The sequence below is a fragment of the Proteiniphilum sp. UBA5463 genome, from assembly GCF_002427225.1.
GTDB lineage: Bacteria > Bacteroidota > Bacteroidia > Bacteroidales > Dysgonomonadaceae > Proteiniphilum > Proteiniphilum propionicum.
Genome location: NZ_DIQL01000055.1, coordinates 53,636 through 67,701, shown reverse-complemented (window position 1 = coordinate 67,701; position 14,066 = coordinate 53,636). Strand labels below are relative to the sequence as shown.

Annotated in this window: 10 protein-coding genes; all 10 read right to left on the bottom strand. The window is 42.2% G+C overall.

Annotated elements, in window-relative coordinates; all coding sequences use genetic code 11:
* A partial coding sequence (locus tag B3B27_RS09690; protein WP_286847345.1) for a lysine exporter LysO family protein occupies positions 1-368 on the bottom strand: 368 nt, incomplete at its 3' end.
* A complete protein-coding gene (locus B3B27_RS09685) occupies positions 365-649 on the bottom strand; it encodes a LysO family transporter (RefSeq protein ID WP_238867706.1) in 285 nt (94 codons plus the stop codon). The genes B3B27_RS09685 and B3B27_RS09690, both read right to left, overlap by 4 nt.
* Positions 650-965: 316 nt before the next feature.
* Entirely contained in the window at positions 966-2,489 is a 1,524-nt protein-coding gene (locus B3B27_RS09680; protein ID WP_238867705.1) for a RagB/SusD family nutrient uptake outer membrane protein, read from the bottom strand.
* A gap of 15 nt (positions 2,490-2,504) precedes the next feature.
* Positions 2,505-5,675, bottom strand: coding sequence for a SusC/RagA family TonB-linked outer membrane protein (locus B3B27_RS09675; protein ID WP_238867704.1), 3,171 nt, complete (start codon positions 5,673-5,675; stop codon positions 2,505-2,507).
* 218 nt (positions 5,676-5,893) lie between these two features.
* Positions 5,894-7,537, bottom strand: coding sequence for a tetratricopeptide repeat protein (locus B3B27_RS09670; protein ID WP_286847343.1), 1,644 nt, complete (start codon positions 7,535-7,537; stop codon positions 5,894-5,896).
* Between the two features lie 343 nt (positions 7,538-7,880).
* Positions 7,881-8,855, bottom strand: coding sequence for a gliding motility protein GldN (gene gldN, locus B3B27_RS09665; RefSeq protein WP_286847341.1), 975 nt, complete (start codon positions 8,853-8,855; stop codon positions 7,881-7,883).
* Positions 8,856-8,904: 49 nt separating this feature from the next.
* A complete protein-coding gene (gene gldM, locus B3B27_RS09660) occupies positions 8,905-10,455 on the bottom strand; it encodes a gliding motility protein GldM (protein ID WP_238867701.1) in 1,551 nt (516 codons plus the stop codon).
* 11 nt (positions 10,456-10,466) lie between these two features.
* On the bottom strand, positions 10,467-11,249 hold the full coding sequence (gldL, locus tag B3B27_RS09655) for a gliding motility protein GldL (protein ID WP_238867700.1): 783 nt from the start codon (positions 11,247-11,249) through the stop codon (positions 10,467-10,469).
* A 25-nt stretch (positions 11,250-11,274) separates the two neighbouring features.
* Entirely contained in the window at positions 11,275-12,693 is a 1,419-nt protein-coding gene (locus B3B27_RS09650) for an SUMF1/EgtB/PvdO family nonheme iron enzyme (RefSeq protein ID WP_286847339.1), read from the bottom strand.
* Positions 12,694-12,873: 180 nt separating this feature from the next.
* Positions 12,874-13,917 carry a PorP/SprF family type IX secretion system membrane protein gene (locus B3B27_RS09645; protein WP_256448715.1) on the bottom strand — a complete coding sequence of 348 codons (1,044 nt, stop codon included), beginning with the start codon at positions 13,915-13,917 and terminating at the stop codon, positions 12,874-12,876.
* Positions 13,918-14,066: the final 149 nt, after the last annotated feature.

The following is a 14,066-nucleotide window of genomic DNA, read 5'->3' as shown; positions in this document are numbered from 1 at the left end:
ATTGTTCCCAACTCAGCACCTTTATACTCGGTTATGAAGATACTTGATAACGAATAATAGCCGAATCCTGCCCCAACAGCTAAACAATCTGTTAGAGTACGATGTGGCAGCATAAGACTTGTTAATGCGCTGCCTGTTAGAGTGCCCAGGATAGTAGTTACCGGTAACATCACCAGACGGGGATTTAGCGAACGAAAGCTTTTTAATGTTTTGGAATCATTACCTATACTAAAGCCAACAAAAAACATAAGTGCTGCCAGAGCATAATAACTCAGTTTGCTCTGGGCAAAATCGTAAGGAATAAGTTTGAACACCCCTGTAAGAGTGCCTAAGATAAAGAAAGCCACTATTACTAAGCTCCCTTTCATTGATGAGCCTCCCCTTTTGTGTCCCTATTAATCCATTTCCATAAATAGCGAGCTCCCACAACGCTGCCCAAAACAGCACCAATAGTAATTACGAGTGCTTCCAGCCCAATAGTGTGAAGCCCGTTCATTATAGCCTGGTCGCTCCCTACGTCTATTCCAAGCAGAAAGAGCAATATCCATATAAAGACTGTTATCACTCTGCTTGTGCATGTTATCCTCTTCTTCCTAAACATATACCCAAAGAGAATGCCAGAGAGCATCAGTGTAATAATTAAAAACATAGTTGTTTCGCTTTAGAATTGACAAATAATTCAGATTATATACAAGGCGGCACTTATTAAAATTTATGCCGCCTTGACCTATCTATTTAAATTAATCGTAATTAGTTTAACTTTCGCATCCATTAATTAAAAGGCAATTAGCTAAACATTAGATCTCTATTTGTTTAGAGATATATCTGTTGAGTTCTCTCCGAAAACCTCAAAACCCAATTTTATTGGTTTGCAACTTATTGAAAATCAATGTTCATCTTGTGAAATTTTCAAGAAAAAAGACTTATCGGAGGAGACTCATCTGTTTCATACGAAAGTTCAGTTGTTAGTCGATTTGATCGTTGGCATTTATCTCTGTGAGAGGAACAGGGTAGAATGAGTTTTTCTCTGTATCGAACGTTCTCCCAACTGCTGTCATTGCTTCTTTTAATTTACCCCATCGGCGCAGATCATACCATCGCCAGTTCTCCAGTGGGAATTCAACAATTCGTTCATGTTCTATCTGATTGCGTACATCTTCCTGCGATGTGCCCGACATTCCAGGCATATCGCCGTGAACACTTCTAACCTGATTGATCAAGGGAATGGCTTCTGTGGGTTTTCCCTGTTCATTCAATACTTCAGCTTTCATAAGCAGTACGTTGGAATAGCGCATGAGAGGAATGTTGATTGCACATCTGCTTTTTGAAAGAGCGTCCATATCAACAGGCATGAATTTTCTGAAAGCCGGGCGGTTATATGCATTTCCATCGCTATCGCTGAACCAGTCGTCGTAGTTATAGCCATAGACACGACCGGTTCCATCATTGTAATAGTCACATTGAAAGAAAATTGTTTCATATAAACGCGAATCATAGCGACCGGTTGTTGCAATCTCCCCCTCCTTAAAGTAGGTTTCCATAAGTTTATTGGAGGGAAGTATTTCGTCCCATCCCCATAGCTCTTCAACACCTATCCAGCGATGTAACTGAGTGCGGTAGCTAGCTCCATTTGCGGTACTCATTGATGTTTGCAGCTCGAAAACAGACTCTTTGCAGTTTTTATTACTCCCATCAAACATACTTGAGAAATTTTTCTCAAGTTCATAACCCTCCACTTTGTTAAATGCATTAAGTGCTTCTTTCAAAAAGTCAGTTTTATTGCTCTCCTCTTCATATGCACGTGTAAGGTAGGCAAATCCCAGGTAAGCATAGGCAGCACCCCTGGTTGCCCGTCCCAGATTATCGGCATTGTAAGAGGCCGGAAGGGCAGTGGCTTTTTTCAAGTCTGATATAATAAAATCCCATGCGTCTGAACGTGATGAAAGTCCTTTATTTAAATCTTCCTGATTGGTAATATACTTGTCACGAATAATTATCTCTTTCCAGTTAAGGATTAGTTTCAGATGATAGTAAGCCCGCAAGAAGTGTGCTTCGTTCACTATCTGTTCTCGAACACCTGTATTTATTTTATCATCAGGGATAAGTGATACTTTTTCAATTACCTGATTTGAAAAGCTTATACCCTTATAATTATTCCACCAATAGCTACTAACCTGTGAATTACCGTTTGTGTTGGTGAAATTATAAAGATCTACCCAGTTAGGATAGTTTCGTGCGTCATTACCCATAAGAATTATATCTTCGCGATAGGCTTCAACCGGCCATTTTACCTCGGCAAACTCCCATACATCGATGTAATATTCCAGTTGAGAATAAGCTGCTGCTATACCGGCTTCTGCATCATCTTCACCTCTCCAGAAGCTACTTGAAGTTAATTGATCGGGAGACTCTACCGTTAAAAAGTCTTCACATGAGCTTAGCATGTGCGACATGAGTATGAGTGCGGATATATAAATATATTTCTTCATATTATGTTTTTTTATTTAGAATGAAAGTTGAGCACCAACTGAAAATTGGCGGGTAAAAGGGAAAATTAATTTATCGATCCCTGCATTTAAAACGCTTGAGCGTGAGAATTCAGGATCAATCCCTTTATAACCTGTAATAGTAAATATATTTTCACCACTTACAAAAAAACGCAAGTTGCTAAGATGTAAATAATTTACAGTTTTCTTTGGAAAAGAATATCCCAATTGCAACAGGCGGAGACGGATAAAATCACCTTTTTCTATAAATCTGTCCGATTCTTTTAGGTTGCCGTTCGGGTCGTTATAGATAGCACGGGGCACATCAGTATTAGTATTGTCAGGCCTCCAGGACTGAAGGGAAGAAGATAAAAAGTTTGATCCTGAGTTCATCCCTTCATAGAAATATTTGTTGCCGTTATAGATTTTATGTCCCCAGGCGCTTCCAAGTACTGCCGAAAGATCGAATCTATTGTAATCAAGAGAAAGATTTAGGTTTACTTCAAAGGTAGGAATTCCCGAACCGCAATATATTTTATCATCATCATTAATTGTGCCATCTTCATTTGTATCTACAAATTTTATATCGCCTGCATCAGCATATGGCTGGTACTTTTCGCCGTCTGCATTTACATAAGAACGTGCCTCAGCATCACTTTGGAAAAGACCATCGGTTTTGTAGAGATAAAAAGCGCCGATTGGTTTACCTTCCCGTGTCTGAGTAGGGAAGTGCTCGGTACCATATTTCAATCCTTCCCCATAGAGCACTTGACCTTCGTCTGCCAATGAAATAACTTTATTGTTCGTCGTGCTGAAGTTCAACCCTATGTTATAGTTGAACTCCCCTTTTTGTTCTCTCCAGTTAGCTTCAAATTCTACCCCCATATTACGCATTTTGCCAACATTGAGTATAGGGTTTGTCAATCCTGCCGATGGCGGGAGTGCTTTGATGATTAACAAATCTTCTGTCTGATTGTAGTAATAATTTAAAGAACCTGACAGCCTGTTATTTAGTAAACCATAATCCAGTCCAATATTTTTTGTATCGGTGGTCTCCCATTTCAGCGAACGGTTTTCCAGCCCGCGCGCAATGCTCCCTGCCCAGGCGTTATCACCGTTGCCTTTTACATATCCCTGATACATAGTGTTATATGTGCTGATTAAAGCCTGAAAATCATAATAGCCCAAAGCATTTTCATTACCAAGTCGCCCCCAGCTGGCTCTTAATTTTAAATTGTCAATGATTTCGTTCTTAGGGAAAAAAGACTCTTCGGTTATCCTCCAACCCAGGGCAACAGATGGGAAATAGCCCCAGCGGCTGTCAGCTCCGAACTTTGAAGACCCGTCACGCCTGACAGTTGCTTGCAATAAATAACGGTTGTCATAGTTATAATTCAATCGGCTGAAAAATGAAGCACGATTGTATTCCCACTTCGATCCATCACCACTATAGGTCCCTCCTGTTCCTGCACCTATTGTTGAAAAATTGGGATCTAGAAATCCGCCTGGTATTTCATTAACGACCAGGCTGCCATTTTCTACTTTGTATAGTGTTGTTTTACCTTCTGCAGCTACTGTGTTCCAAGTATATTTGCGTGCAGTCATCGATGTACCTGCCATAGCATTAATACTATGCGCTTTGAACTCTTTATTGAAATTCAATACATTATCCCAGACATTCTCTTCCCAATAAGCAGTTGTTTCGTTATAGAAAGTATAATCACGTTTCGATTTTTCATCAGCAATATAAGGGGGAGTATGATACGTTTGACGTTCGTTTACACCACGATACGAATAGGCCGTTTTAAAACTGAGCCAATTGGTGAAATTAACCCCGACAGACACATTACCCGATGTATAATACTGTTTACTTGTCGACTTTTCGTAATGCTGGTCAGCAACTATATTCCTGTTGTTAGGCAATCCATCAAAATTAGTAAGGCCAAATCCATATTCTTCATTTTCGTTATAAACTGGTACCAATGGTGATATCATATACATCTCCTTTATCTGATATTCAGGCTGTTTGCTATCTGTAAATTTAAAAGAAAGATTAGCATCAATATCAAATATGTTCTTTTTGGCTTCTATTTTCATACGTGCATTATCTTGACGGAATTTGTTACCCAGGAAAATCCCCTTATCATTGGCACGGTTGTATGAAATTGAATATAAGGACCCATCTCCCCCACCTCTAACGCTCAGCATGTAGTTTTGTGATAAACCTGTGCGCAATACAGCATCTTGCCAGTCTGTGTCAATTCCTGTATTTTTAGTCACATAATCAGGAAGGTTTGCCAATCTGTTTCTCCAAGATCCATTGCCCTGGGGATCATAAATATCCTGGTGATTTTCAACATGGTTGTTCCAGTTTTCATACATCTCTTTGTGTTTGGATTTATATTCCTCAGCATTCAGCAACTTTAGTTGTTTTGAGATATCAACCATACTTACATATGTGCTGAAATCAATTTTTGTTTCCCCTTTTTTACCATTCTTGGTAGTTATAATAATTACACCATTGGCCGCAACCGATCCATAAATTGCTGCAGCAGCACCATCTTTTAAAACTTCCATCGACTCAATATCCTGGGGATTAACATTCTCAATATCACCGGGAAACCCGTCAATAATATATAAAGGCTGGTTGTTCCCAAAAGTTTTTACACCACGTATTTTCACTTCCACACCTGCACCTGCATTTCCACCGGACTTCATAATGTTGACACCTGCAATTTTTCCTTGTAAAGCTTCTGCAGGATTGGTCGTGGTGCGTTTTGAAAGTTCTTCAACATTAACAGATGAAATTGCTCCGGTCATATCACTCTTTTTTAGTGATCCATAACCCACAACAACCAATTCTTCCAACATCTCAACATCTTCTTCCAGGATAATATACAGTGTTTCTCTTCCATTCAGTTTAATTTCTTGAGTGATGTATCCAACATAAGAAATTACAATAGTAGCATTTGGCGAAACATTTAGACTGAAATTACCGTCAAAATCCGTAACCACTCCCTTTGCAGTTCCTTTTTCTATAACACTGGCCGCAACTACAGGCTCATTGTTTGTGTCAAAAACAGAGCCGCTTAGTTGAATATTCTGCGCCATTCCACTAAAAGGAGTAATAAACAGTATGAAGAAAATAATCTGCATAGTCCAACTCCAAAAACAGTATTTTTTACCCATATAAATTAATTTTTTAGAAATATATAAAATTTACACTGAGTAAAATTAACAAAGATGAAAACCGTCGGCAAATAATCAAACACTACAAATTAACTACAGACCAGACTTGTAGACCAATTAACTTGTCTACATCAAGTGAAGATATATGGCTGTAATATAGTGTAATGAGAGAATACAGATGTCTACAACTGGTAATATGAAATAATCAAAAAGCAACTTTACAAGTTTTGAAGGTATTCGGTTATATTGTCACTTGAAGATAAGTTAAGAGATTTTCTTAAACGATAACGATTCATGTTGATGGTTTTTGGTATTTTCCCGGTAAGTAATGCAATTTCTTTGGTTGATAGATTTATAAAAAGCAACAATGCCAGGTCCTTTTCTCCTTGTGTTAGGTCGGGATGAAGCTTTGTTAACCGTTGCAGAAACTCCATGTTTTTCTCCTCTACGTTCATTAAAATATTGTTTCTCTCTTTGTCCATGCTTTGGTATTGGGCAATGAAAAGATTGAGGCTTTTTAAATGATTGCTTAGTTCATCGCCGGTCATTTTGTATCCTTGCCTGATCATATTGCGTAACTTTACTAAAAGATCATTCTTGCTCTGGAGGAAGACTGCAAATGTTGTAAGTTCTTTTCTTGTGTTATTTAGAGATTTTTGAGCATTCTCCAGTTCTGTTTTCTGTTGTCTCAATTTCAATTCTGCAAGCTGACGATTAGATTGCTCCAGCATATAACGTGCCTCCATCAACTCAATGAATTTCTTTCGTTTATACCATTTTGAGAAAAATAAACTTATTGTTACCAGCAAAATAATCAGTACTATCAAAATAAAAATATTGCGCTTAAGTAATTCTATTTTATAGTTTTGCTCTTTATTTTCCGCAGCTCTTTTTTGATTCAAATATCGTTTGTTTGAAATATCCTGCTCCACACTTCGCAGTTTGTTGCTACTTTGCAGTTCATTACTTAACAAGTATAGTTTTTCGAACGATTGATAAGCTGTTTTATAATCCCCCATGGCAGCATACACCCATGAGGAATATTCGTAGTTGTCGCAAATAAGTTCTTTTGCTCCAATTGATGTGGCAATTTCAAAGGCTTTCGACAATGCTTTTAACGCATTATCGTATTGATTAGCATAAAAATATTGCTTTCCCAGGTTATTGTAGTTTTCTCCTAACGACCATTGAGCGTTCAGATTTTTATTGATGACGATAGCCTCTTTGATATATTCAATTTTCTTTTCATTATCACCCTTATATAAAGTCAGGTTGTTAAGATTCCCTGCAACTTCTTTCATAAGCTTTAGCGAGCGGTTAATGCTTAATGCTTGTAAAAAAAACTGCTCGGCAATATTAAATTCATCCAGGTTGTAGTGTATTATTCCACGGTTATTATAGCACAATGCAATTGAGGCGGAGTCACCTGTAGTTTTAAAAATTGAAGTAGCTTTGTCGTTGAATTCAATTGCCTTATTGTAATCAGTCAGACTGCAATAGAGTCCCCCCATAAGTGCATATATTCTACCCTGCAGTGTACTATTGGATGGTGTAACTGATTCCAGGGCATCATATAGCATTCTTATGCTTGAATCAAAATTCCCCAATAATTTCTCTGCCAGGCTATAAGCCAGCATCGCCTCAACCTTTTGGTCGTTATTTTGCCCCTCTTTTTCGTACGATGCTCCAAGCTTAATTGCTTTTGCCGCATACAGAACAGACTGTTCGGGGTTTGTAAAAAGTATCTCCTTTGATTTATCGATCAACTTTTCCACTTCGTCATTTACAAAAACATTTGGAGCAGAACTTAAATGTAGTACAACAAAAAAATTGATAACAATTAGAAAAATATAAGGTTTCATGCTGATACATTTACTATTCCAGCAAAAATAGTTATTAATATTGAGATATTTATCTTTATCCGGTTTAGAATGTTTCCGTTTTCAGTAAGATCAGGAAATTTGATTAAATCCGCCTCAATGAACATTGGTATCGCACTGGACAGTCGATTTTCTGTTGATCTGTTGCCTACAAAGATATTACAAGAGACTTTATGATGGTATCTCACTTGAACCAATCTTGTATATAAGGAATTTTCCAGGAAACTACAGGGTATTGAAATCAAATGAAAATAAACTAATGAGGCAGCTGTCATTCCGTCTCATGGATACGGTCAGGACTTGTAGCATGTACTTAAGGATTTTGTCAGTACCTGCGGCCGCGCATGGAGTGTTTGTTTCCCGAGGAGCTTGGAGTGCCGGCAGAGATACGCTTGCTGCCGCGGCGGCTTGTTTGGCGGGGCAGGGTAACAGCCTTTTCTTCACTGCGGATGAGTTTTTCAAAATCTATCAGCTCTTTTTCTATCCTTTCCTGTTCGGCTTTCATCTCTTCTGGCGTGGAAGTGTATTGCGAGATGGCCAGGTTACGGGGGTTCATGGTCTTGTAAATCTCACCATAGTAGCTTCGTTTTCTGAAAAAATCGTCAATGGTGCCGCTTATACTATTATTGAAGGCTGAAGACATCACGGGTATACGGCGGGTGTAGGGTTCAAGTTCACTGTATGGTATCCAGAACAGGGGGTAGCGGGTAGCGGAGGATGCAACTTCTTCATGCCGGAAAAGGATGGGGCAGAGGGCGAGGGGCTTCACCCGTAGTGTGGATGTTGTATTGTCGAAGTAGTATGCCTCCTTCAGATAGTAGCCCAGCACCTCTTTGGAGGGCACATCGGCATCGTTTACCACAATTGTACCATTGACTGTATCGTGATATATATCGAACCGTCTTAATAGTTCCGAAAAATCGGTCAGGTACTCCTCCGTGAACTCCTCACGGCCATCGAGGTATTCATAGGCCTGGATACGTTGTGCTTGCAGCAGGCGGAAGATCATGGAGAAAAGGTCTATTCTGCCTTCTGAATGTGCTCCCGTATAATAGAGCGGTGCGTTGGCTTCGTGGGAGAGGTCGAGATAGCGGTAAATGACACGCGACCATTTTGCATTTTCAATCTCTTTATCCTGCCCTCGGTTCATCTGTTCCATGCGGATACTTGTGGCGGAACTCTGTATCAGTGACTCACTCTGCCGTTTCCGCTCTATCCTCTCCCTTGCCGTTTCCTGAGGGTATATTGCTTCTATTCCCCCTACCAGCAGCATGATCAGTATAATGGTTATTGTTCTCATATGATTCTATTCTAACGCTTTGTAGTCATTCTATTTACTCTCCATTTTTTTATTGTACTCTCACTTCCATTACCGCTATCTCTCGTTCGGTACCGTCGGGGCCGGTAGCTTTCACACCGGATATATAGAAGTAGCTTCCGCGTGAGAGACGCCGTATCTGCTCTTTCTGCCTTTCCGAAAATAGGCTTCCGTTGGAGACCTCGGGTATGGCGTTGCCCATGGAGTCGAAAAAAACAGTACGGAAGGTTCTCACCTGAAAGGGTACGGAAAGAATGCCATCGTCTATAGCAGCTTTTATGCCATCGGCCTTCATCAGGGATGCTTTAGGCAGGTTCCCTCCTTTAAACATTATCAGATTCCCTTTGGCATCGCTCTGCTCGATATATGGGGAGGGGTCGGGGAGAGTGCGTACCCTGAACTCCCGGGTAGCCACCCGGCGATGCTCTCCGCCAGCAGTACGTGCGGAGACGGTGATGGCGGTGTTTTGTCCTGCTGCCGCTGGATGTGCAATCCAGCTGTTCCCCCGCCGCGCAAGCGTTCCGTTGGTCATTGTAGCGCTTACATCCTGAGGTGCGATTCCAGGAACGGAGATATCTATCTCGTTGCCGATACCTGCGTACAAAACGTTCATCATTGCAGGGGCAATGGTGGCGGACGGTTCGACCACAGTGTAACTTCCCGAAAAATTGCGGCGAATAACGTGACCGTTGCCACCGGTTATCTCCAGGTATCCTTCCACTGGAAAGGTGCCGGCGTTGTTTGCCGGGATGGAAACAAATCCTTTATCTGCATCATCCAGCAGCTTGCCGTTCACAAAAACGCGCGGATGCCTGGTAGAATCTTCAGCGGAAAGGATGACTCTGGCGTTGTAGGCGCTGCCACGTATCACTATGCCGGACTCGGGAATTATATATGCGTTTAGCCGATTTACACCAATATCACCTACATCCACACTATTAAGGATGTTGGTGAGGGCTTCCCCTTCAGATGAGCGGATGTCATTCTCAATCTTCGTTAACATGGTTATTGCCGCTGTCAGGGGCATATGCTCAAAAAGGGAGGCCTCCCAGCTTTTGTTCCCAGTTTTGTATTGTGTGCTGAGGTTTTTTTTGATAATCGCTTTGTAGCCGGGGTCCGGAACTAAAAGTGCGATCGTTTCACGATAGCTGTCGATGGCTCTCCTAAGTTTTTTCCCTTCTCCGTTAACAGGGGACAGCATCACTACTGATGCAGCTTCCTGATCTTCTTTGTGTTTGATATTACTGATATCTGCTCTCTTTCCATCGGCCTTCCTTACCATACGGTATTTTAGCTCATTGATATAGCTTGTGAGTGAGTCGCTCATTGTACGCACCTGTACTCCTTTCCGGTACCACTCTCCCGCCTTTTCCGGGTTTTGCTGATTGTAAACTGACAACTTGTTCATAATAAGCTGGTTCCGCTCTAGCATTGTGGCAGAGGAGTTTTTAAGGCTGTTATCCACCAGCTTAAACCCGTCAAGTACTTCAACAGAGACGTTGAGGGCAAGCATGGCTATAAAAACCAGGTACATCAGGTTGATCATCTTCTGGCGAGGGGAATTGGGACTGTTTACTGCCATGGAGTTGGTTATTATGGATTGTTGTTTGCAGTGTTATTGCTCCTGTTTAGGGTTATGGCATTCAGCATCCTGGCATATACTTCGTTCAGTTCTTTGAGCCTGCCGGCCATTTTTTCTGTCTCCTCACTGATAACAGACCCATCGGGTATAGTATCGTTGTACATTGTTTTGATACGGGCCAGTCCTCTATTGATCTGCTCAATGGTATCGATTTGCCCGCTGATGCTCCTTAAATGGATCTCATAGATGGAGTTTAGCCCCGACAGGGTACGGTTGAGGTTTTCTATCTGATTACTGTACTCACGGGCATGCAGGGATAGATTTTGTGTTATCTCTGTTTCGGCATCCCGGGTAAAAGGTTGTGAAACAGGTTCTCGGGGAGTCATGCCGCTGCCATCATCTTTATTCTGACGGACACTGGCTTTAGTGGTGTACCCAAGGGGATTTGATACTCCAGTTTGTGATGGTGCAGTTGTTGAATCGTTAAGGCCTGTTGTTTGTGAAGAAAGGCCGGGATACTTTTCCGGTTTATGATTAGAGAGGGCAGGGAACACCTGCTCCCAGCGGTAGTCGCGTACCGGGGTGTCGAATGCCGAAAGGATAAAGACAACCACTTCGGTGATCATACCGAAAAAGAAAATCTCGTTGCCGAAAGGGAAGTGCAGCAGATTGAACATCGCTCCCAGTATAACGATAGCTGCGCCAAAGCTGTAGGCGAAATTGATGAACCGTTTTCCCTGTTCACCTTGAAGGAACTTTTCTAGCCTGTTTTTATATTTTTTGTATGCGATCATATCTTTTTTTTGTTGATGTTCTGTTTTATCTGCTTCCTCCCACCTGTGTTCTGACACAACGGAATCCTATAAAAGAGCGCCCGCGGTTCTGGAACTCACTGTCGCGCATATCGGAGCGGATAAAGGTGGATATATCCTTCCAGGAGCCTCCCTTTACCACTTTTTGTTTCATCATGTAAGGGTCTTCTGTAGTGGCATTGTAGCTGTATTCGGGATTCAGGTCGCCCATCAGTTCATTTCCTGAACCAGTATAAGCAGTAGATGTCCATTCGGCTACATTTCCCGCCATATCATATAAACCCAGATTGTTTGGGCTAAAACTTCTTACCTTTGCCGGTATAAGGTGATTATCGGCAGCATAAGCTCCGTCACCTGGCTTGAAGTTAGCCTGGTAGCAGCCGCTTTCGCTTGTTGTGCCGTCGCTTTCCCAAGGATAACTGTTCCCGGAATTGGCATTCCTTGCAGCCATCTCCCATTCTGCTTCGGTGGGGAGACGGTATTTTTCAATCTTAATGTCTTCCCGGTTTATACTTCTCCTCAAAAACATAGTACGCCACTCACAAAAGGCGGTTGCCTGTTCCCATGAAACTCCTACCACGGGATGGTGTGCATATGCAGGGCTGACAAAGTAGTTGCGCATATAGTAATCGTTTTTGGCATTTGGAAAATCGTTAACCCAACAGGTGGTGTCGGGATAGATATTTACGATGCGAGTGTGAACAAAATCGTAGAGGCTGCTCAGCGGACGAGTGATGGTCTCATTCACTATGCGTCCGTCGGGTGCTATGTATGCCGTATCTTTCGAGATCAATACCACCTCATCAGGGTTAATTGAAATATCGGTGTTGAGTGTCCTTTCAGCCGGATTCAGACGATGCTCACGCTTGGCCGCTTCTGCCTCATCGAACCACTCATAACGGAAGTTCAGCTGACTGGCATCGAGCATTCGTTTTCCGGTGATGGGGTGTATTTTGTAAATGCTGTTTATGGCTGCTTCTTCCTCTTCAGTATTTCTTGTCCATGGAATGGGGAGTGACCAGTTGAGGTGGGGTGTGACAGGGTCTCCATATTCATCTTCGCTAATCTTGTAGAAATCATCACCCGCCCATGCCGGATCGGCCAGCCGTTCACGTATAATGGAATCGCGCACCCAATAAACAAACTGCTTGTATTGTGAATTGGTGATTTCGGTTTCGTCCATCCAGAAGTTATCTACCGAAACACCCCTGGTGGAAATGGTGATCCCCCATAGCGAATCGATCTCACCCGGGCCCATGTTGTATGCACCGCGAGATACCAGCACCATGTTGTAGGGAGTGGGTTCATTCCACACCTTTCCCACGGGTACGCCTGTGAGCTCTCCCCCCGTGCTGCTCCAGGTCCAGCGCCTTCCACAGGAAATGACCGTGGTGAACAGCAGTAATAATAAGATGGATCTTCTCATGCAATATCTTTTTAAAAATCAATTATAAATTCCTTTATAGATCTTTTTGTTTCTTCTCAAATCGGTGCTACCCTGGCTTTCACCTTATTTTCACGTTCTTTACATCACATCACTTTTATGCAACAAATCTGAAGTATCATTCGGGTAGTAAACGATTTTGCTTTACGCCAAATCACTTCTCTACAAAAGCCTGATGCTTTTATGTGGCTGACGGGCCGACTTAAAAATGCAGGATGAGATGTTGTACCGCAGATACAATTCGTGGCTGCCCCGGCTATCTTTTCCCATTCCCTTAGAATGAAAGGAGCAGGCATAACCAAACTCCAGATCTTCAAGGTTGGCCCCTGTAAAAATGGCATACCCGTCGCCTTTCCGCCACGAGATTCCGCCGGAGTATTTTTTATCATATTCCAGACGAATTGTTGTCAGCACCTGTGTATCGCCGGGTTCGGTTTCAAGCAACACTATAGGTTTTATTTCTAACGGATAAAACAGTCTTATATTGCATCCGGCAATAAAAATATAGGAGCGCGGAACAAAAGAGTCATTAGAATTGGGTTGCAGGTCATTGTAGTTAGTGTTGCCTGGGGATGCGTCGGTTATACTAGCTGTATTTGAGGCAATGGGAGTATTGCCGGTGATGGAGTCGCTGAAAACGGAAAACCGTGGACGACCGGTGTGCATGGCTGATATGCCTGCGAAGCTGTTATCCCCTATCCAGGAGATACCTGCATTTAGGTCGAACACTTTTCCGGAGGCACGATAAACTTCCACTGTGCCCCTCATATCCTGTTGGGTGTGATCGCCGGTAATACTGATGCTTCCCGGATCGAAGGCAAGGTTGTATACCCCTGCCTGTAAACCTATGTTTAGAAATCCCTTGCCTGCAGGCTGCCTGAGGCAGTACTGAGCTGCCAGCAGTGAGTTGCGAAATGTCCCGCTAACATCGTAGTATGCAACCACACCGGCGGCATGCAGCCTGTTATGGAACAAGAAAGGCATATCGCCTGTAATGAGCATTCTTTGCGGGGCGTTTTTTATACCTGTCCACTGATATCGGTACAGTACAGTTGCTCTTATCTGGCTACCCTCGCCCGCAAATGAAGGATTATAGTAACCTTTTGCCATCCAGTAGTGACTGAAAGGAGCATTCCACTGAGCCTGCATATGTAGTAGACAGCAGGCTGACAGAAACAGTAAACACAGAAACCTTCGTTTTCCCATCAACTATATAACTGAAAAGCGATGGAAAAATTGTGTTTAAGCGGTTACTTCTTAGCTTTTCATCATCTCAGAAAAATATCTTTTATTTTTTGCGAAAAGTGTATATGAATGTTAACAAGATGCCGCCTGCTTTTTTAAAAAAGGGGCTG